Genomic DNA, 20,192 nt, shown 5'->3' with positions numbered 1-20,192 from the left:
GCCTCGTCAGGCCGTTATGGGCTGACGGGGCGGCGTATTCATGCCGATCACAATGGCGTAGTAAGCCAGTACAATCGTCCCCATCAGCACCACGAACAGCATATAGGGCGGCAGCCAGCTCAATAACAGCCCGGTGACCAGCGGGTTGCAGGCCCCACCAAGCCAGCCGAGCTGCTGGGCGGCAAAGTAGCTTGATTTCAGCCCGGACGGCGCGATGTTGTCGATAAGCATGTATTCCCCCGGCGCGTAGATCAGTTCCCCAATGGTAAACACCAGTGAAGACAAGCCCCACAGCCACAGGTTAGTGCCAGAAATCATAAAGCCACCGAGGCCGCAGACGAAAAACAGCGTGCCGTAGAACATCATCTTTTTGATGTTATCGGGGCGAATGTTTTTGCCCAGGAAGTACTGGAAAGCGACAACCACAATGGCGTTGACCGACAGCACGACGCTGACCACTTTTTCCGCCAGACCAGTATCGCCGATCACAATCGCGTATTGCGACAGGCAGCCGGCGAACGCGCCGTAAACCATTGAGCCTAAAAACGCCGAGGTCGTGAACCACATCAGCTGTTTGTCGCGCAGCATCATACGCGGCGACGGCAGAACCTTGTCTTCCACTTCCGTGGCACGGGGGCTCACCGGCAGGCTTTGTACGTAACGGGCAATCATCAGAATCGGCAGCAGGGCAGTCATGGCGGAGAGCCAGAACGGCAGGTTGGTGCTGTACATCACCACGAAGGTGCCAATTGGCGGGCCAACCGTCCAGCCGACGTTGACGAAGGTATAGTTGAGGGAGAAGATTTTGGGCTTCAGGCTGATGTCCAGCGTCTCGGAAAACCACGCCTTCACCACCACGGAGAACACGGTGTAAGAACAGTTGATAATGGAGTAAAACAGCACCACCAGCCCGGCATTGTGCACCAGCGGGATCACCGCAAAGCCTCCGAGGAAGATGACGATAGCCAGCAGCATCGCCTTTTTCTTATCGAATTTGTCCGCAAGGATGCCAAACCACAGGCTGAAGATCACCCCGGCCACCAGCGCGACGGTAATCGCCAGGCCGATATCCTGCAGCGCCATATGGTATTCGCGTGAAAGATAAATGGTCATAAACGGTAGCGTCAGACCTCGCCCGATCGTCAGCAGCAGCGAAGAAATAAGTAACACAGTTGTTGCAAGTTGTTTGCCTGCAAACAGATTTCTGAGGGCGGTCATGGCGGCCTGTTTTAATGATCAAGAGGTAAGAGAGCGAGAAAGATTTATCACGAAAAATCAGCCTGGTATAGCAACCAGATCTGACATAAGCACGATACAACACATCTGTACTCCTGACAAAAAGTGGGATCTGTATCTGTTTGCTGCCGGCGATAAGGTTTATTTTTTTACAAATCGATAATAAAACAGGGGCGGGACAATGACGCGTAAAGATGGACTGCTGGCGTTGCTGGTGGTGGTGATTTGGGGCGTAAATTTTGTAGTGATTAAGCTGGGGCTGCACAATATGCCGCCGCTGATGCTGGCGGGCCTGCGCTTTTTACTGGTGGCGTTTCCGGCGCTGCTGTTTGTGGCCCGGCCAAAGCTGCCGTTTCGACTGCTGGCGGCCTATGCGCTGACCATCAGCTTCGGGCAATTTGCCTTCCTGTTCACCGCGATCAAGTTCGGCATGCCCGCCGGGCTGGCTTCACTGGTGCTGCAGTCTCAGGCATTTTTCACCATCATTCTGGGGACGTTTTTCTTTGGCGAGCGCCTGCAGGCTAAGCAACTGGCCGGGATCACTCTGGCGGTCTTCGGCGTGCTGGTGCTGATTGAGGGCAGTTTCGAAGGGCAACACGTCGCGCTGCTCGGCTTTATGCTGACCCTGGCGGCGGGCATGAGCTGGGCGTTTGGCAATATCTTTAACAAGATGATCATGCAGCATGAACAGCGCCCGGCAATCATGTCGCTGATTGTCTGGAGTGCGCTGATCCCGGTGCTGCCGTTCTTTGCGGCAAGCTGGCTGCTGGATGGCCCGGCAACGATGCTGCAAAGTCTGGTGAACATCGATACGACGACTATTCTGTCGCTGATCTACCTGGCGTTTATCTCCACCATTGTGGGCTACGGTATCTGGGGCACGCTGCTAGGGCGCTATGAAACCTGGCGCGTGGCGCCGCTGTCGCTGCTGGTGCCGGTGGTGGGCATGGCAAGCGCGGCATTGCTGCTTGATGAAAAGCTGACGGTAATGCAGTTGCTGGGGGCGGTGCTGATTATGGGCGGGCTGTATATCAACGTCTTTGGCCTGCGTTTTGGCCGTTCGGTGAAGCGGGCTTCATCCTGATCTTCGCGGCACCCGCCCAGCATCGGGCGGGTCAGCCTTTATCTTACGAACGCGAGTGACCGTGGTAGTACGGAGAGCCCAGCTCTTCTGAACGTTCAGCCGCGGTTTGCTGCGGGCCTTTGGACAACTGACTGCCGGAGCAGGTGATCATATTGCCGTAGTTGGCCTGGGTGGCGTTGAAGCTGCCGGATTGCTCCGCAAGAGCGTTGGTTGATGCCAGCGCCAGAATGAGCGCGGCTGCGGAGATGACTTTCATATTTCCTCGGTTACGTCTGCAAAACAGACGGTGATGCATTAGTTTAAACTGCAATACTGGTTGTACGGGTGAAGGTACTTACCTTCGCCGGCAAGACGGGTGACGCGGTATTTGTGCGGCGGCACCGAAAAGTAGTTCTTGAAGGTGCGGGTTAACGTCTGCTGCGATTCAAAACCGTAGCGCTCGGCCAGATAAAGGATCGGTTCGTTGCTCTCTTTGAGCTTCAGCGCGATTTCGGTCAGCTTACGGTTACGGATGTACTGGCCCAGCGAGTGGCCGGTTTCTTTTTTAAACATCCGCTGCAGATGCCACTTGGAGTAGCCAGAACGCTGAGAAACCTTCTCCAGCGAGAGCGGGGTTTCCAGGTTTTCTTCAATCCACCCCAAAATGCTTTGAATTGTGACCGCATCATTGTTGCGTCTGGACATCGTTTCACCTCTTTGCAGGTTTACGGCAATACCTTTTTCAACAGGCGATAAAGCGTATCGACTTCGTCGTCCGTCAGGTTTTTAGTAAGTTCTTTATGGAGGCTAAGCCCCACCAGGTTTCGGCACTCTTCACACAGCGCCACGCCTTCTGGCGTCAGCCTGATCAGAACGCCGCGCTTATCGTTGGGGTTCGGCAAACGCTCGACCCAGCCTTTGCACAGCAGGCGGTCCAGCATTCGGGTTAACGCACCAAGGTCAACGGAAAGCACTTTTTTCAGCTCGACTGGGGTAATACACACTTCATAGTGAATGGAGCACAGCACCTTAAACTGGGTCGCGGTGATATCCAGCGGGGAGAGCGAATCGTTTAACAGGCGATCTTTATGCTGATTCACCATGTGGATCAATCGCCCGAGGGGGATCATTTCGTTAAACAGATCACAGGTGCTTTTCACTATGTTTGCCCAGGCAAGTAGATTAGTCACGGCAGATACTATTGCCGAGGCAAGTATAAGTCAACGTGATGATTCAGCCGATGCCACGAAAAGCTAAAACGCTTCAACAGCGGTCAGTAAACTGCGGGCTGCTATAGTCTAACCTGCGCTATAGCTGCTCAATAAAGGACAAAAAAAGGATAAAAATATGATGGATTTACTCAGGGCCATCGGCCTTGGCCTTGTGGTACTGCTGCCGCTGGCGAACCCGCTCACCACCGTGGCGCTGTTCCTTGGGCTTTCCGGGGACATGAACAGCCGGCAGCGCAACCGCACAGCTCTCATGGCTTCGGTGAATGTGTTTGCCATCATGATGGTGGCGTATTACGCCGGACAGGTGGTGATGAACACCTTCGGGATTTCGATTCCTGGGCTGCGTATCGCCGGGGGATTGATCGTCGCCTTTATCGGCTTCCGTATGCTGTTCCCGCAGCAGAAAGCACATGAATCTCCGGAGGCGAGAACCAAGTCGGAAGAGTTAAGCGAAGAGCCGGAAGCCAATATTGCTTTTGTGCCGCTGGCGATGCCGAGCACGGCAGGGCCAGGCACCATCGCGATGATCATCAGCTCCGCGTCTACGGTGCGGGCCGGCTCTGACTTCCCTGGCTGGGTCATTACCGTTGCGCCGCCGCTGATTTTCCTGGCGGTGGGGGTGATTCTTTGGGCCAGCCTGCGAAGCTCCGGCGCGATTATGCGTATGGTGGGTAAAAGCGGCATTGAGGCGATTTCCCGCCTGATGGGCTTCCTGTTGGTGTGTATGGGCGTGCAGTTTATTATTAACGGCGTGCTGGAAATTATTAAAACTTATCCCGCATGATTTCAGACTGCTGACAAACTTCTGGCAATAGAGTAAATATTTAAACAAACAGGAAAATCAATTCATTGATTTTCGGCTGATAACCACAAAGAGGGAAAAACCACGCTTATTCCCTCTTTGTCAGCAACTTCAAATGCCCTCGTCATGAGGGCATTTTTGTTAATGCGTAGGCTGGGGCTGTTCTTCCAGCGCCACCGGCCAGCGGCGGAACACCAGAATGGACCAGACCAGCGCAATAAGGGCTGGAACAGCGCCGATAAAGCCGATATCTGACATGGAAATATGCAGGCTGACCTGGTTCCCCACCAATGCGCCTGCGCCAATGCCGATATTAAAGATCCCGGAGAACAGCGACATCGCCACGTCGGTGGCATCCGGCGCCAGGGCCAGGACTTTAACCTGCATTCCCAGCGCCACGATCATGATCGAAATTCCCCAAAACAGGCTGAGTCCGGCAAGGGTGAGTTCGCTATGCGCGGCAGGAAGCAGGAGAAGCAGGCAAGCGGCCATCAGCGCAATCGCGCCGGACACCAGTCCCGAAGCGTATTTATTCCCCCATTTGCCAAACAGCACGCTGCCGATTATCCCTGCGCCGCCAAACAGCAGTAAAAGCAGGGTGGCAAAGTTAGCGCTAAGCCCGGCAATCTGCTGGACGAAAGGTTCGATGTAGCTGTAGGCGGTGTAATGCGCGGTGACCACCACCGCGATTAAGGCATAGATATTGACCAGCGCCGGGCGGCGGAACAGTTTGGGCACGCTGGACAGGGAGCCAGAATGCTCGCTCGGCAGTTTAGGCAGCAGTTTTATCAGGCAGAACAGCGTCATGGCTGCCACTACGCCAATGACGAAGAAGGTGGTGCGCCAGCCGAAATACTGCCCGACGATACGCCCGATCGGTAAACCCAGCACCATCGCCAGCGCCGTGCCGGTGGCGAGCAAACTTAACGCCTGCGCTTTTTTGCCCGCTGGTGCCATGCGAATCGCCAGTGAGGCGGTAATGGACCAGAAAATGGCGTGGGCGAACGCAATCCCGATGCGGCTTATTACCAGCACGGTAAAGTTCCAGGCGAGGAACGACAGCACGTGGCTGGCAATAAACAGCAGGAAAATGCTAATCAGCAGGCGGCGGCGCTCAACCTGGCTGGTCATCAGCATAAAGGGCAGCGACATCAGGGCCACTACCCAGGCGTAGATAGTCAGCATGATCCCGACCTGCGCGGTTTCCATGCCAAAGCTTTGCGCGATGTCAGACAGCAGGCCGACGGGCACAAATTCGGTGGTGTTAAAAATAAAGGCGGCGACGGCGAGAGTGACGACCCGCAGCCATGCCGTTTTGCGCGAAACGGTAGCAATTGTCATAAGGGAATATGCAGGTAAATAAGGGGTAGGAATGGGGGCGATCATAAAACCATCAGATCGACGACACAACCCATTTTGTGATTTATGTCTCATTTGCAGCCTGCGCCAGGGGGCGGTGGAAAAAAAGCAGCGCCGCGTGGGCGAGTATGTCATGGTAGAGGTGAAGAAAATAACAATGAAAAGCAGGAGTAACGCCAATGCAAGCAATTGACTTTTATATGGTAGACGCCTTTGCAGACACAACGTTTGGCGGCAACGCGGCGGCGGTTTGCCCGCTCAGCGAATGGCTGCCGGACGAAACGCTGCTCAAAATGTCACAGCAGCATAACCAGTCGGAAACGGCTTTTTTTGTCACCACGGATGAGGGCTTTGAGCTGCGCTGGTTCACGACCCAGGGGGAGATAAACCTTTGCGGCCACGCCACGCTTGCGGCTTCCCACGTTATTTTCGAGCATCTGGATTACCCGGAGGCGACGATCCGTTTCAGCACGCGTTTTGTTGGCCCGCTGACCGTGACGCGTAACGGCGAGTGGCTAACGCTGGATTTCCCGGCCTGGGAAACGCAGCCGATTACGCCACTGCCCGAGCTGCTGGCCGCGCTGGGCATCAGCGAGTGTAAAGAGATGCGAGTCGGGCGTGATTATATGGTGGTGTTGGAAAGTCAGGCGCAGGTTGAGGCGATTCAGCCCGATATCAACGCCATGATCCCGCTGGAAAAAATGGTCTGTATCACCGGGCCGGGCGAAGGCGAGTACGATTTTGTCAGCCGCTTCTTTTGCCCTGGCGAATCGGTGCCGGAAGATCCCGTTACTGGCTCAACGCACAGCATGCTGATCCCTTATTGGGCGGATAAGCTGAATAAAACGCATCTGCAGGCGCGGCAGGTCTCTTATCGCGGCGGCGATCTGCGCTGTCAGTACAAGGGCGACCGGGTGTTGATTGGCGGCAAAGCCGTGACCTATCTGGTGGGTAAAGTCCTGCTGCGCTAACTTGCCGGGCAAAATTCGCCGGAATTAATGAATGCAGTTCATAAAGGCTAGCGCATCGGAGGCGGTTATTAAGCAATCCGGCCGTGCTAGCCTTATTGCATTCCACTATTCAGGAGAAAAAACATGCCTTCTTCCCAGGACGTTATTGTCGTTATCGGTAGCGGGTCGATTGCTCAGGCGATTGCCCGCCGCGTGGGTACCGGCAAACATATTTTGCTGGCTGATATCACGCCGGAAAATAGCGAGGCCGCACAGCAAACATTGCAGCAGGCGGGATTTCGGGTCAGCACCACCGTGGTTGATGTTCGCTCGCGGGAATCCATTCAAAAGCTCGTGGATCTGGCTTGTGGCCACGGAGAAGTGAAGGGCGTGATTCACACCGCCGGGCTTTCACCTTCCCAGGCGAGCGCTCAGGATATTCTCCGTGTTGATCTCTACGGTACGGCGGTGGTGTTTGAGGTATTCGGGAAGGTTATTAGCCCGGGAGGTTCCGGGGTAGTGATTGGCTCGCAGTCCAGCCACCGGCTGGATGTGGACGCGCTGACGCAGGCCGAAGCCGACGAGCTGGCAACGTTGCCACCGGAACAGCTGCTGGCATTACCGCGAGTCAAAGCCATTGATGACAGCCTGTATGCCTATCAGCTGTCAAAGCGAGGCAATGCGCTGCGGGTCATGGCCGAGGCGGTAAAATGGGGGCGACGAGGCGCGAGAATTAACTGCATCAGCGCCGGGATCGTGTATACCCCATTGGCCTATGACGAGCTGAACAGCGCTGAACGCGGGGAGTTCTACCGAAACATGCTGGCAAAATCTCCGGCGGGAAGAGGCGGCACGCCGGACGAAATTGGCGCCCTGGCCGAGTTTCTCTTTGGCCCAAATGGCACCTATATCAGCGGGAGCGATATCCTGATCGACGGCGGGGTTACCGCCGCTTATAAGTATGGCGATCTTCTCGCTTAATTAAGGCACCTGCGTAGGCGTTTCCAGCAGGGAAATAAAAGCGTCCAGCTGGCGGGTTTTGGCGTCTCTGCGCCACAGCAGCCAGGTATCCAGATAGCGTTTATCGTCCGGCAGCGGCCAGGTGCTCACCTGATGACTGCCCGGCATACTCTCCAGCATACTTCTTGGCATCAGCGCCAGGCCTGCGCCGGCAATCACGCAGGCCAGCATCCCGTGGTAAGACTCCATTTCATGAATTTTGCCCGGCATCGCCCGGCTGTCGTGAAACCAGCTCTCAAAATGGCGGCGGTAGGAACAGTTGGCGCGGAAAGCATAAATACTCTCGCCATTAACGTCCGCGCCGCTGAGAATAGGGGCATGATCCGCAGGTGCGACGATAGTCATTTCTTCGCGATAGACTGCCAGTCCTTCGAGGGAAGGATGCAGCACCGGGCCGTCAACAAAGGCGGCGGCGAGGCGGCCTTCGAGTACGCCGTCAATCTGGTCGCCGGAAGGTCCGGTGGTGAGGGAAAGATGGATTTTCGGGTAACGCTGATTAAAGTTTGCCAGCACGCCGGGAATGCGTACCGCCGCGGTACTTTCTAACGATCCCAGCGCCAGCGGCCCCTGTGGTTCATCACCGGATACCACCATGCGCGCTTCATCCACCAGCGCCAGGATGCGCTTGCTGTAGGCCAGGAAGCTGTGGCCGGATGGGGAGAGCTTCAGGCGCTGGTTCTCGCGGATGAACAACGCCACGCCTAAGTCGGCTTCCAGCTGTTTGATGCGGGTCGTGAGATTCGACGGGACGCGGTGTACCTGCTGCGCGGCGGCGCTGATGCTGCCTGTTTCGGCGACGGCGTTAAACATTTCCAGCTGAGTGAGATCCATAGCTTTCTCAAATCGTGAAGGGTTTGCTTAGTATTATTCATTTTTAAACTTTGCACCTCAAGGCTACTGTTAACATCTCATTCACCTGTCGAGGCACCACCATGCAATCAGTAACCGGGCAAACTCACGCCATTTCACGCAATCCCGCTACCGGTGAGCGCATTGCAGTTTATCCTTTCGAAAACGCCGCTCAGATTGATGCCGCGCTGGCCCGTAACCAGCAGGCGTTTAATGCCTGGCGCGTCACACCGCTTAACGAACGTGCGCAGAAGCTACGTGATTTGGGCGCGGCGGTACGTAAACACGGCGAAGCGATGGCGCAAATGATCACCGCCGAAATGGGCAAGCCTATTTTGCAGGCGCGCGCTGAAGTGGCGAAGTCCGCTAACCTTTGCGACTGGTATGCCGAGCACGGCCCGGCCATGCTGGGAGCGGAAGCGACTCAGGTTGAAAACAATAAGGCCGTGATTGAATACCGTCCGCTGGGGCCGATCCTGGCGGTAATGCCGTGGAACTTCCCGCTGTGGCAGGTGCTGCGCGGGGCGGTGCCAATTCTGCTGGCCGGGAACAGCTACATTCTGAAACATGCGCCAAACGTGATGGGCTGTGCTGAACTCATTCGCCAGATGTTTGTTGACGCGGGCTTTGTGCCGTCTCTGTTCGAACTGCTCAATGTGACGCCAGAGGGAGTCAGCCAGGCGATTAACGACCCACGCGTGGCCGCTGTCACCGTGACTGGCAGCGGCAGAGCTGGCGCAGCGATTGGCGCTCAGGCAGGCGCCGCGTTGAAAAAATGCGTGCTGGAGCTGGGCGGGTCCGATCCGTTTATCGTGCTGGATGATGCCGATCTCGATGAAGCCGTGAAGGCCGCCGTGGCCGGGCGCTTCCAGAACACCGGGCAGGTATGTGCCGCCGCGAAACGCTTTATCGTTGAAGCCGGAATTGCCGCAGCCTTTACCGACCGCTTTATTGCCGAGCTGAAAAACTACGAGGTAGGCTCGCCGGTGGAAGAAGCTAACCGCATTGGGCCGATGGCGCGCTACGATCTGCGTGATGAACTGCATGAGCAAGTGACAACGTCACTTAAGCAGGGCGCAAAACTGCTGATCGGCGGGGATAAATTGCCTGGCGAGGGCAACTACTATGCGCCGACAGTGCTTACGGATGTTACGCCAGAGATGACCGCGTTCCGCCAGGAGCTGTTTGGCCCGGTGGCGGCGATTACCGTCGCCCGCGACAGCGAGCATGCCCTTGAACTGGCAAACGACAGCGATTATGGCCTGTCTGCGACGGTGTATACGGCGAATGAACAGCTGGCCCTGGAGATGGCGGCACGCCTCGAATGCGGCGGCGTGTTTATCAACGGCTATAGCGCCAGCGATCCACGCGTGGCGTTTGGCGGGGTGAAAAAGAGCGGGTTTGGCCGCGAACTTTCGCACTTCGGGCTGCATGAGTTCTGTAATATTCAGACCGTGTGGAAAGACAGACGCTAGTTTCGCCCGCCTGACATCCGTTAGCCAGGGAGGAAAAATGCTTCTTTATCCCCGGTAAGAGCAGACGTTATGCTGGTTTATGCCCGCGCTATCAGTAAAAAGTAAGGCCGCCGTGAAGGTGGCCTTGTTTGTCATGAGAATGAAATAATTCTGTCATTTTCGCTCAGTACACTCGCGGCATCGTTGTGTTACTGAAGAAAATCATGAACATAAGTCAAATTTTTCGCCGTTTAAATCCCCTCAAACTGGTTGCGCGCCGCCCCCGCGAGTTCGGCCTGCTGAGCGGGGTGGTTGGCGTTATCGCACTCTTTTCCGTGCTGCAGATTCTCTCCACCGTGTCACTCTCCAACATCCTGCATGAAACCCGCCAGAGCGTGCTCGAAAGCAACCAGCTTCATCAGCAGCAGGTGGTGATGGAGAAGGCAAGAACCTCGCTGCTGATGACCAGTGACCTGCTGAACCGGGCGGGCGTTTACTTTATGCAGGACAAAGAAACCGGCTCGGTCGGCAGCTGGAACAGCCTGGTGGATGAAGCCGACGCCGCCCTGAAAGTCTCGCAGCAGAACTTTGCCGCCTGGCAGCAGCTTCACCCGGCAGGCAGCGAGAGTCTGGCTAACAGCTATCAGCTGTTCTACGGCGGATTGAAAGAACAGCTGGAAGGGATGCAAAAAAAGGCCTCCATCGATGCTTTCTTTGAAGTGCCGATTCAGGCGTTTCAGTCTGATTTCAACGAGCAGTACGCGCGCTATCAGACCGAAGGCGAAAAGCAAACTGTTCAGGGTAGCCATACGTTGTTGCATAGCCTGAGCCAGGCGCAAACGCTGTTTATTATCGCGCTGGGTATTTTGCTGGTGGTGGCGATAGCCGTGTGGCTGGGCGTGGCCCGCTGGGTGATCCGTCCTCTGCGGAGTCTTATTGAGCATTTGCATATTCTAGCCGCCGGTGATTTGTCACGACTGCCCGCTGAGCGAAAGCTGGTTAACCGTGAGGTGAAACAGCTGCACGGCAGCGTGCTGGAAATGCAGCAAGGCATCCAGCAGCTGGTGCTGGAGGTGCGGGAATCCTCGGCCATCTTGTTAAGCAATATTGGCCAGCTTGCGGAAGGGAATAACGAGCTGTCTAATCACTCCTCTCAGCAGGAACAGGAGCTGGAGAAAGTCACGCTGCATATCACCGAGCTGGAATCCCGCGTGCAGGAAAACAGTCAGTACGCTATTCAGGCGAACCAACGCGCGGACGAAGCGCGTGAGATGGTGGCCGGGGGCGACCAAATGATGCACACGGTGAATATGTCGATGCAGGATATTGTGACCCGTTCCTCTGAGATGCGCGGCATTGTGGCGATGATTGATAACGTCGCTTTCCAGACCAATATTCTGGCGCTAAACGCCGCTATTGAAGCCGCTCATGCGGGCAACCAGGGGCGCGGGTTCGCCGTGGTGGCTCGCGAAGTTGGCCTGCTGGCGAAGCAGAGCAGCCAGTCGACCAGAAACATTCAGTCGCTGATCAATAACTCGCTGCAGGGCATTGAGCAGGGCAGCGAAGCCGTCTCAGAGCTGGAGACGCAGTTGAAAAATGTGATTGCCCTGGTGACCCGTTTAAGCGGATTGCTGAATGAAATTTCCAGCGCCTCCGTTGACCAGGGGGCTAGCGTGCATCACGTTACTACGCGGATCACCACGCTCAACCAGGCGGTGAGTCAGACCGGGTTGCTGATTAAGGCCTCGGCTAACACCTCTAAACGTTTGCTGGATGAGTCTCAACGTCTTGAAAAAGCAGTGGCTCGCTTTCAAATGACCGCCTGAGTTCGTTTTATTATCGGCCCGTGGCTCTGGTATACTTTTGCCGCTTAACTTATGCCTCAGGAGCGCACGGTGCCGGTTCAATTAAACAATCAGTTACTGGAAGAGATCCTCGACCAGGTTCGCCCTTTGCTGGGCCAGGGGAAAGTCGCGAATTACATCCCGGCTCTGGAAGAGATTTCCGGCAATAAACTCGGCATCGCAATTTGTACCGTGGACGGAGAATTCTTTAGCGCCGGGGATGCGGCAGAGCGTTTTTCTATTCAGTCGATCTCTAAAGTGCTGAGCCTGACGCTGGCGATGGGGCGCTACGATGAGGATGAAATCTGGCAGCGCGTTGGCAAAGAGCCGTCCGGCCAGCCGTTTAACTCCCTTTTGCAGCTTGAGCTTGAGCAGGGCAAACCCCGCAATCCGTTTATTAATGCCGGGGCGCTGGTGGTGTGCGACATGCTGCAAACCCGCCTTAGCGCGCCAAAACAGCGCATGCTAGAAGTCGTCCGTGCGCTCTCAGGCGCCGATGATTTAGTGTACAACACGCGCGTGGCGAGGTCTGAATTTGAACATTCGGCACGTAATGCCGCGATTGCCTGGCTGATGAAGTCATTTGGTAATTTTGAAAACGATGTGATTACGGTGCTGCAAACCTATTTCCATTACTGCTCGCTGGAAATGAGTTGCCTGGAATTAGCCAAAACTTTTTTATTTCTGGCCAATCAGGGGCGGGCTCTGCACATTGATGAGCCGGTGATCTCCGCTCAGCACGCGCGGCAGATTAATGCGTTGATGATCACCAGCGGCATGTATGACGGCGCGGGGGAATTTGCCTATCGCGTGGGGTTACCGGGGAAATCGGGGGTGGGCGGCGGAATTATCGCCAACGTACCAAATGAGATGTCTATTGCCGTGTGGTGCCCGGAGCTGGATGCGTCCGGTAACTCACTGGCCGGGACGGCCGCGCTGGAAATTCTCTCTCAGCGCATCGGGCGTTCTATTTTTTAACCGATGCGGTTATTGCAGTAATAATAATCCAGGTATGCGCAACCATAGCACGCCAACAAGGCTAACGGTGGCCAGCACGGCCAGCATTATGGCGGTGATGATAAGTCGTTCCGCCCAGGGTGTTTTACGCATTTCAGCTCCGGGAAATCCTACGTCTATGGACTATAAGGCAGTCACGTTAAACATCGGTTAAACCTGAGGCTGCTAATTATTCCCCGGCAATAAGTCTGAATTTTTAGCCACAAAGCCTGCCGCTGACAAAAGACGGCGGAGAAGGTGGCAAAAATTTAACTTATGGCTAATAGTTCATGCGGAACGCTGGCGAGTTGAGTGAATTTTCTTCTTTCTCTCAATGCCCTGGGTTGTTAGCGGGGCAAACATGCTAAGCTAATGCTTATTTTCGCAATCACCTGATGGCGCTATTTATTTTCAGCGGTGATGAATAGATATGAACCAGGATAGCATGGTTAATCGACCTAAGTTTTCATTCTTCTCCCCCGATAAAATGCTGTTAAATGCGATCAGTGTTTTTGCGCTTACCACGCTGTTTTACTTCTTTGGCGCTTCGCTACGCCTGGTTAACGATCTTTCGCTATTTTGGCCGCTGAATGCGGTGCTGGCCGCTATTTTCGTGCGTAACCCGTGGCTGAATAAAGCCGTTTATTATTTTATTTGCTACTCGGCAATGTTGATTTATGACGCCTTTACCACCCAGTGGGGCTGGCAGTCGACGATTATCAACTTCTCAAACATGGTCTTTATTGTCACCGCCGCCCGTTTATTGTTGCGTTATTCGCGTAATATGGATGAGAGTAACTGGGCGCTAAATGCCTTTAATATTTTCAACTTTTCGCTGATTGCCGCCATATTATCGTCATTATTTGGCGCCGTGGGATCGCTGGGTATCAGCGGCGATTACCATGAGAAGTTTATGCCGCTTTATGCCGACTGGGTGAGCGAGCAGTTTTCAACCGGTGTGCTGATGCTGCCCTGTTTACTGACCGCAAGCTGGCCCTCCTGGCGTAAATTGTCCGGTATCGCGCCGTCAGACATGTATCCGTTTTTTTCCGTGGTGATTGCCGTTTGCACGGCGATGATTATCGGCGGAGCGGGCAGCCTGGCGTTTCCGCTCCCGGCGTTGATCTGGTGCGCCATTCGTTATCCTCTGCCAGTTACCGCGCTGCTAACGCTGATTACCGGCGGGGTGGAAATTGTGCTGGTGGCCCATGCGGCAATTAATCTCCATTCCGAACAGCCACTGCTGTTGGTCGATCAAATGTTCTCCGCGCGCCTGGGCATTGCCACCATTGCTATTTGCCCGCTGATTGTTTCCATCAGCGTGGATGCCATTAACCAGCTGATTAAGCAGACTTCGCTGCGGGCGGATTATGATTACCTGACGGGCGTTTATTCCCGTTCCGGTCTGTTTGAAGCGCTCAAGCGCAGCGGGCGATATCAGCCAGTCCCGCAAGAACCGCTGCTTTGCGTCATGCTGCTGGATATCGATTTTTTCAAACGGATCAATGACAGTTGGGGCCACGAATGCGGGGATACCGTGCTGGCCTCTTTCGCCAGCAGAGTATTGAATACGGTCGGTGATCGCGGAATGGTGGCACGTATTGGTGGAGAAGAGTTTGTAGTGGTTTGCCGGGTTCGGGATAACAAGCAGGGTGTTGAGATTGCCGAGCAGATCCGCAAAACGATTGAAGTCAGTACTTTTCATTACGAAGAACAATCGCTGTTTATCACCGTCAGTATTGGCCTGGCTGAGGCGGCGCTGGGTAACAATACGCTGGAAGCAACCTTTAATCAGCTGATTCCCGAGGCGGATAAGTATTTGTATTTATCGAAGCGACAGGGGCGCAATAAGACCAGCGCGAGTAGCGTTCATGCTGAAATGTTTCCGGCATCGCAGATGGACGATTCTTAATAGCCATGTTCACTTTGAATCCTTTATTATCGCGCAATACGCCGGTGCAGTTTGTCGTGGCAGGTTCGCCTGTCTGAGATATTTATGAGTCCATCAGAACCGAAAAAAAATGCCAGAACGCACGGCTCTCGCTTCGTTAATCGCATGTATATCATGCGTATGTTGGGAACGTTTCTGTGCTTCTTACCGCTCTTGTCGGTGCTGAATGAGCAACAGTCCTCCGTGCCGGTTGTAGCACTGTTAATCGTTAACGCCTTTGTCTGGCCGCACGTTGCGCTGTTAAAAGCTCGCTTTTCCAAATCACCCGTCAACAGTGAAAAACAGAACCTCGTCATCGATGCGGCAGCCGGGGGCTTCTGGATTGCGATGATATCGCTCAGCGCGCTGCCGTCGGTGGTGATTATCACTATTCTGGTTTCCGACCGGCTGGCCGCCGGAGGAAAACCGTTGATGAAGCGGGCGATGCTGGCAATAGTGCTTGCGTTTGGGCTGACCTGGATAAGCCACGGGATGCCGTTTACTCCGGCAGTTTCAGCCCGGACAATGTACGCCACGCTGCCGCTGATTGCGGTTTACACTATCGCGCTCAGTATGCTGACGGCTTCTATCGCGCTGAAACTGCGGGAAAAGAGCCGCGAGCTGGAAAACATAGCCATGATGGATCCCTTGTTGGGGATTGCCAATCGCCGTCTGCTGGAGCGTAAAATCAGCAATGAGCTGGCGCGGCTACACATTGCCTGCGGTAGTTCGGCGCTGATGTTTATCGACATAGATAATTTTAAAGAGGTGAATGACCGTTTCGGGCATAAAGTGGGGGACGCCATTCTGATGGCGGTGTCTGACGTGCTGCGGATCGTCACTCGTTCAAGCGACACGCCTGCGCGCCTGGGCGGGGACGAGTTTGTGGTCCTGATGCCAAATACCTCGCTGGAAGAAGCGGAAGGTATTGCCCAGCGGATCCTGCTGGAGTCTATTAATGTTCGAGTCCTTCCTGAAAAGAATGCGTTCTGTACCCTGAGTATCGGGATTGCCTGTGCGACAAAACAGATGCCGGATGCCGCCGAATGGTTAAAAGCGGCGGATGATGCGCTGTACAACGCCAAACGAGCCGGTAAAAACCGTATTTACGCCGCCTGAGCAATGATCATCTAAACTGTAAGCAGAGCCTATGATGAGTCTGCACCGGAGGATGAGATGCTTGATCCCACCATGACCGACGAGCTGACGGGGCTACTGAACCGTCAAGGCCTTTTGTTTCTGGGGCAGTACGCTATAAGCGGCGCTAACCGCCGGGCTGAGCCACTTTCGCTGGTGTTTATCCACCTTGACGGAATGGCGCAAATTGACGACAGCTTTGGGCGTGAACAGGTCGACCGCGCCCTGGTCATTTTCTCAGAAATGATGCGCACTTCATTCCGTGAAACCGATCTGGTCGCCAGGCAGAGCGACGATAAGTTTGTTCTGCTTTTTAACGCGACAAATGAGGAAGGGGCCTTTATCGCCATGCAGCATCTGCAGGGCAAAGTGACCGATTTTAATCAGCAAGTAGACAATCCCCGTACGCTTGCATTCAACTGGGACTGTATTGAGTACAACCCTGCGCGGCATACCGGCCTTGAGGATGTCCTGGCTGAAGGTGCAAGCGCAAAATCCTCAAGGTCTGAAGGGCAAACAAAAGGTTTTGAGAGGTTATAGCCAACCGGCGTAATCATAATTTCTTATGGTGAAATGCTGTTAATATTCTCTCTTGGTGACGGATAAGGCCTGAACTCAGGCGGATTATCCATATCTTTCCTGAATAGTTGGTTTCGGCGTTACCGGGTAAGCTGGTCTATTCTTACCTCCGGTAATATCCCGACATAACTTTTAACTACTGTTCAGGAGTCTCTGTGCCCGAGTATCGCATTCGTTCCCTCAAAGCCTGTGAATTTGCCGACGCCACAGCATCATTAACGGATGTACTGATTGATTGTGTGGCGGGTGGCGCTTCGGTCAGCTTTTTGCATCCGTTAGTGCCGGAAAAAGCGGCGGCTTTTTGGCATGAGGTTGGGCAGAGTGTGGCACGAGGCGAACGCACAATGATTGTGGCGGAAGATGGGCTGGGGCGTATTGTCGGCACCGTGCAGTTGATCACCAGCCAGCCAGAAAATCAGCCTCACCGGGCCGATGTGGCTAAACTTCTGGTTCATCGCGTGGCGCGGCGGAAAGGTATTGCGCAGCGCCTGATGGCTTATCTGGAAGCCGTTGCCACCACGCAGGGAAAATCAGTTCTGGTACTGGACACCGCCACCGGCAGTGATGCGGAGAAATTCTACCAGGGTATGGGCTGGCTGCGCGTGGGGGATCTTCCGCATTATGCGCTGATGCCGGACGGCAGCCCATGCTCCACGACGTTCTACTACCGTAATTTATGAGATGACAAGTGACACGGTCACTTATACGGTGCGTTTTATGCTGACACAGGCGTGATATAGTGCCTGCAATATGGCAGTTGCAGGCATTCAGTATGGAAAACACAGCCCTCTGGTTCCGGCAGTTTGGCGAACCTGAACAGGTCTTAACCCTCGAACAAGCGCCGCTGGCGCCGTTTATCTCCGGCACGCTCCGGGTGCGAATGCACTATGCGCCTCTTAATCCTTCCGATCTTATTCCGATTACCGGGGCTTACCGCCATCGGGTCTTTCCGCCTCGCATTGCCGGGTACGAAGGTGTTGGTATCGTAGAGCAGGCGGATCATCCTGCGTGGATTGGCAAGCGTGTGCTGCCTCTGCGCGGGGAAGGCACCTGGCAGCGATGGGTTGACTGCCCGGTACAATGGGCGGTGGTCGTGCCGGACAACGTTCCCGATGATCTTGCGGCGCGTGGTTATATCAATCCCCTGGCCGCCTGGCTGATGCTGAAAAAGTGGCCTGTGGCGGGAAAAAGCGTACTGGTTACAGCGGCGGGGTCAACGTGTGCTGGTTTACTGGCGCAGTGGGCCAAAAGGCAAGGCGCTACGGAGGTTTATGGCGTTTATCGCTCGGCGCAGCATCTACCGGCACTGCTCAAGTCAGGTGTTATCCCGCTTAATATGGATGATGGCCGCGGTATTGCCGAGGCCGCTGGCCGTGTTGACGTGGTGTATGACGCCGTCGGCGGTGAGTTAGCCACATTGATGCTCGATCACCTCAATCCGAATGGGGCGTTGATTTCTTACGGTTTACTGAGTGGGAAAGCGTTTTCTCCTCGCGGGAAATACATCACCGCACAGCGATTTCATCTGCGCGATACGCTGGCTGTCACGCCCGTTGAAGAGTGGCAGGGTTGGTTTGAATCGCTCTGGGAACTGCTGCTAAAAACGCAGCAGCCCGATGTGGCGGTGTACGCCCTGGAGGAGTGGCGACAGGCGCTGGAGCTGTTCCGTGAACCGGGCCGCCAGCGCAAACCGCTGCTGAGGCTATAAACGTTATTTATCGCCCATGATGGTATTCAGCGTTTCGGCATCCGGCATGCCCTGATGCTGCTGCAGGCGGCCTTCGGCGTTAAGATAATAAATTGACGGCGTGGCATTGCCGCCGAGATCGTCCATCAGCGTCAGGTTATCCTTCAACGCTTCGCCGATAACCGGATCTATTTTCTCTGGTTTTTGCAGCGCCAGCTTCCCTTTGCTGTTCTCATAGTCGGCGAGGGTTTTGGCCGGATCTTTCGACATCAGAATTGCCGCCGCTTTTTGGCCGCTGTCCGGACGTAGCATCCCGACGAGCAGCACGCGGAGCTGAACTTTACCTGACTTCAGCCAGGGCTGAGCCTGTTCCCAGAACTGGGTGCAATACGGGCAGTACGGGTCGGCAAACACGTAGACAATGCGCGGCGCTTTTTCGCTCCCGGCGGCTACCCAGCGATGTTTTTCAAGGTTTTGCCACATGGCTTTGGCCATCGGTGCATAGACAAACTTCTCTACTTCCGCATCGCTCAGGTTTTTCCCCTCGGCATCGACCAGGTTGCCCATAATGGCGTGCTGTTTATCCGGCGTCAGGTAAACGGTTGTGCCTTGTCCCTGATATTGCATGGCGTAACCCTGCAGATCGCCCGGGGCTTTAAATTCCCCTTTCAGTTCGAAGCCTTGCTTTTCCAGGGCGGCTATTGGCTCAGGCAGTTTAGCGTCAGCGGCAAAGGCCGAAGCGTTAAAAAGCAGGGCCAGCGAAACGGACAGGGCAGATGTTTTTTTCATCGAGTGGTCCTTAATTAAATGTTATTTTTGTCAAAGGTTAACATTCCTTTTTGCGTTAAGTCATCAGACATACTTTCCTTAAAGTAACGGAGCATTTCATGATGGTTAGACGAGCAACGCTTAATGAAGCTCAGGCGCTGTGGACAATAAGAAACGAGGCGATTCGTTTTGGCTGTCGGGATACTTATCCTGAAGATGTGCTGGCTGCATGGACACCCGATGAGATGCCCGAGGGTTACCGAAACGAAATCGTGAATAATCCTTTTTTTGTCGCGGATAATGAAAACGGCGAGCCGGTGGCCACGGGTTTTTTGGATTTGAAAAATGGTTCGGTTGAGGCCATTTTTACCCTGCCGGCCTGGACGGGTCGGGGGCTGGCCAAACAGATCCTTCAGGCCATCAAGCAGGAAGCAAGATCAAGGGGGATGAGCAGGCTGACGCTGTCTTCCACGCCGAACGCCCGCGACTTTTACCTGAAGCAGGGATTTCGCGTGGTGAAAGAGGGACTCTATCCCATGTCGCGCAGCGGCACATTGCTGCGCTGTTACGAGATGGTTTGCGAGCTGGATCCTGACATGTGAAAGGTGCCTGCATGAACGACCGCATTGATTACCAGATTGAAAAGTACAGCTTCACCGAAACAGAAGCGTCGCCTCGCATAAGCCGACAATGGGAGGAGGTCCAGGAGGAATTCCAGAGAGAGCCTCAGGATGCTGAGCAGCGTCTGCGCCTGGCGTTGCTGAACGTGGACTACGTGACCAGCTTTGAACTGCCTTTTCGGCTACTGCTTCTGCGGGCGCCGCAGCTGATCGACAAACTACGCGCTGAGCTGCAGCTTAACCAGAAGAGCGTGGTTATCAACGACAATAAGCGCGGGGAAGTCTACAGCATAAAAGAGGATCTCAGCGCCGTGCCGGATGCCTTCCGCTATCGTTTTTCGAATCGCATACGCAGAATCGATCCAGGCGGCACGCCAGCGACGGCCTATCAGCAGATCGCGCTGCAGGTCAGAAGCCCGAGAGAGCGGCTGAAAATTGCCCTCGAAGGCGGGCTTCAGGTCAACGCCCTCGACGGCTTGTTTTGGTTTGGGCTGCAGCGCATCGCCGCGGATATCTCAGTGCTGAGGCAATCCGGTATGACGATTGTCACGGCGGAACGTACGGTTTTCGACAGCCTGACGGGGACGCTCCGCCCAATACCTGCCTACAGTTTGTAGCCTGTAATCGCACTCTGAGGAAAATGACGAGAAAAGAATAACATTAAGG

22 protein-coding genes are annotated in these 20,192 nt (G+C 54.8%); 14 read left to right on the top strand and 8 right to left on the bottom strand.

The window, feature by feature from the left end; all coding sequences use genetic code 11:
- Positions 1-6: 6 nt before the first annotated feature.
- Positions 7-1,218, bottom strand: a complete 1,212-nt coding sequence (locus LH23_RS17345; protein ID WP_052050311.1) for an MFS transporter — start codon at positions 1,216-1,218, stop codon at positions 7-9.
- Between the two features lie 199 nt (positions 1,219-1,417).
- Between LH23_RS17345 and eamA the strand changes: the two genes are divergently transcribed.
- Positions 1,418-2,320, top strand: coding sequence for an O-acetylserine/cysteine exporter (eamA, locus tag LH23_RS17340; RefSeq protein ID WP_039293851.1), 903 nt, complete (start codon positions 1,418-1,420; stop codon positions 2,318-2,320).
- Positions 2,321-2,363: 43 nt separating this feature from the next.
- Here the strand turns inward: eamA and marB are convergent, their stop codons facing one another.
- The 3 genes from marB to marR are packed head-to-tail and all read right to left on the bottom strand — an operon-like array spanning position 2,364 to position 3,459.
- A complete protein-coding gene (gene marB, locus LH23_RS17335; RefSeq protein WP_039293849.1) occupies positions 2,364-2,576 on the bottom strand; it encodes a multiple antibiotic resistance regulatory protein MarB in 213 nt (70 codons plus the stop codon).
- A gap of 38 nt (positions 2,577-2,614) precedes the next feature.
- The gene (gene marA / locus LH23_RS17330; protein ID WP_039293847.1) at positions 2,615-3,004 is read right to left on the bottom strand and encodes an MDR efflux pump AcrAB transcriptional activator MarA; all 390 of its coding nucleotides are present in this window, start codon (positions 3,002-3,004) and stop codon (positions 2,615-2,617) included.
- 20 nt (positions 3,005-3,024) lie between these two features.
- Positions 3,025-3,459 (bottom strand): multiple antibiotic resistance transcriptional regulator MarR, encoded by a 435-nt coding sequence (gene marR / locus LH23_RS17325; protein WP_008459031.1) that lies wholly within the window; start codon positions 3,457-3,459, stop codon positions 3,025-3,027.
- A gap of 187 nt (positions 3,460-3,646) precedes the next feature.
- On the opposite strand from marR, the gene LH23_RS17320 reads away from it, so the two are divergent.
- Complete coding sequence (locus LH23_RS17320) at positions 3,647-4,315, top strand: MarC family NAAT transporter (RefSeq protein WP_039293843.1); 669 nt, start codon at positions 3,647-3,649, stop codon at positions 4,313-4,315.
- A gap of 159 nt (positions 4,316-4,474) precedes the next feature.
- Here LH23_RS17320 and LH23_RS17315 read toward each other — a convergent pair whose 3' ends face one another.
- Complete coding sequence (locus tag LH23_RS17315; RefSeq protein WP_039293840.1) at positions 4,475-5,674, bottom strand: sugar transporter; 1,200 nt, start codon at positions 5,672-5,674, stop codon at positions 4,475-4,477.
- Between the two features lie 197 nt (positions 5,675-5,871).
- On the opposite strand from LH23_RS17315, the gene LH23_RS17305 reads away from it, so the two are divergent.
- Together LH23_RS17305 and LH23_RS17300 are read left to right on the top strand one after the other, a co-directional pair.
- Positions 5,872-6,663, top strand: coding sequence for a PhzF family phenazine biosynthesis protein (locus tag LH23_RS17305; RefSeq protein ID WP_039293835.1), 792 nt, complete (start codon positions 5,872-5,874; stop codon positions 6,661-6,663).
- Between the two features lie 123 nt (positions 6,664-6,786).
- On the top strand, positions 6,787-7,623 hold the full coding sequence (locus tag LH23_RS17300; protein ID WP_039293833.1) for an SDR family oxidoreductase: 837 nt from the start codon (positions 6,787-6,789) through the stop codon (positions 7,621-7,623).
- Here LH23_RS17300 and ptrR read toward each other — a convergent pair whose 3' ends face one another.
- Positions 7,624-8,493 (bottom strand): putrescine utilization regulator PtrR, encoded by an 870-nt coding sequence (gene ptrR, locus LH23_RS17295; protein WP_039293830.1) that lies wholly within the window; start codon positions 8,491-8,493, stop codon positions 7,624-7,626.
- A gap of 101 nt (positions 8,494-8,594) precedes the next feature.
- Between ptrR and sad the strand changes: the two genes are divergently transcribed.
- The 3 genes from sad (at position 8,595) to glsB (ending at position 12,787) form a co-directional block, all read left to right on the top strand.
- The gene (gene sad, locus LH23_RS17290; RefSeq protein ID WP_039293826.1) at positions 8,595-9,986 is read left to right on the top strand and encodes a succinate-semialdehyde dehydrogenase; all 1,392 of its coding nucleotides are present in this window, start codon (positions 8,595-8,597) and stop codon (positions 9,984-9,986) included.
- 203 nt (positions 9,987-10,189) lie between these two features.
- Complete coding sequence (locus LH23_RS17285) at positions 10,190-11,791, top strand: methyl-accepting chemotaxis protein (protein WP_039293824.1); 1,602 nt, start codon at positions 10,190-10,192, stop codon at positions 11,789-11,791.
- A gap of 69 nt (positions 11,792-11,860) precedes the next feature.
- Positions 11,861-12,787: a glutaminase B gene (gene glsB, locus LH23_RS17280; RefSeq protein WP_081946124.1), complete on the top strand. Its 927-nt coding sequence runs from the start codon at positions 11,861-11,863 to the stop codon at positions 12,785-12,787.
- Positions 12,788-12,796: 9 nt separating this feature from the next.
- Here glsB and LH23_RS24370 read toward each other — a convergent pair whose 3' ends face one another.
- Entirely contained in the window at positions 12,797-12,919 is a 123-nt protein-coding gene (locus tag LH23_RS24370) for a hypothetical protein (RefSeq protein ID WP_254902675.1), read from the bottom strand.
- A 316-nt stretch (positions 12,920-13,235) separates the two neighbouring features.
- On the opposite strand from LH23_RS24370, the gene LH23_RS17275 reads away from it, so the two are divergent.
- From LH23_RS17275 to LH23_RS17255, 5 genes are all read left to right on the top strand, one after another.
- Positions 13,236-14,717 carry a GGDEF domain-containing protein gene (locus tag LH23_RS17275; RefSeq protein WP_081946123.1) on the top strand — a complete coding sequence of 494 codons (1,482 nt, stop codon included), beginning with the start codon at positions 13,236-13,238 and terminating at the stop codon, positions 14,715-14,717.
- An 84-nt stretch (positions 14,718-14,801) separates the two neighbouring features.
- Positions 14,802-15,854: a diguanylate cyclase gene (locus tag LH23_RS17270; protein ID WP_197062491.1), complete on the top strand. Its 1,053-nt coding sequence runs from the start codon at positions 14,802-14,804 to the stop codon at positions 15,852-15,854.
- A 57-nt stretch (positions 15,855-15,911) separates the two neighbouring features.
- Positions 15,912-16,412, top strand: coding sequence for a GGDEF domain-containing protein (locus LH23_RS17265; RefSeq protein WP_052050308.1), 501 nt, complete (start codon positions 15,912-15,914; stop codon positions 16,410-16,412).
- Positions 16,413-16,606: 194 nt separating this feature from the next.
- Positions 16,607-17,131 (top strand): GNAT family N-acetyltransferase, encoded by a 525-nt coding sequence (locus LH23_RS17260; RefSeq protein WP_039293817.1) that lies wholly within the window; start codon positions 16,607-16,609, stop codon positions 17,129-17,131.
- Positions 17,132-17,223: 92 nt separating this feature from the next.
- On the top strand, positions 17,224-18,159 hold the full coding sequence (locus LH23_RS17255) for a zinc-dependent alcohol dehydrogenase family protein (RefSeq protein WP_039293814.1): 936 nt from the start codon (positions 17,224-17,226) through the stop codon (positions 18,157-18,159).
- A gap of 3 nt (positions 18,160-18,162) precedes the next feature.
- On the opposite strand, the gene dsbG is transcribed toward LH23_RS17255, so the two are convergent.
- Entirely contained in the window at positions 18,163-18,927 is a 765-nt protein-coding gene (gene dsbG / locus LH23_RS17250) for a thiol:disulfide interchange protein DsbG (RefSeq protein ID WP_052050305.1), read from the bottom strand.
- Positions 18,928-19,025: 98 nt separating this feature from the next.
- Here dsbG and LH23_RS17245 point away from each other — a divergent pair, with 98 nt between their 5' ends.
- Both LH23_RS17245 and LH23_RS17240 read left to right on the top strand, forming a co-directional pair.
- Positions 19,026-19,508, top strand: coding sequence for a GNAT family N-acetyltransferase (locus LH23_RS17245; RefSeq protein WP_039293811.1), 483 nt, complete (start codon positions 19,026-19,028; stop codon positions 19,506-19,508).
- 11 nt (positions 19,509-19,519) lie between these two features.
- On the top strand, positions 19,520-20,143 hold the full coding sequence (locus tag LH23_RS17240) for a hypothetical protein (protein ID WP_039293810.1): 624 nt from the start codon (positions 19,520-19,522) through the stop codon (positions 20,141-20,143).
- Positions 20,144-20,192: the final 49 nt, after the last annotated feature.

This window comes from Cedecea neteri (assembly GCF_000758305.1).
Taxonomy (GTDB): Bacteria; Pseudomonadota; Gammaproteobacteria; order Enterobacterales; family Enterobacteriaceae; genus Cedecea; species Cedecea neteri_C.
The sequence above is the reverse complement of the archived record's forward strand: the minus strand, read 5'-3'. Positions and strand labels throughout refer to the sequence as shown.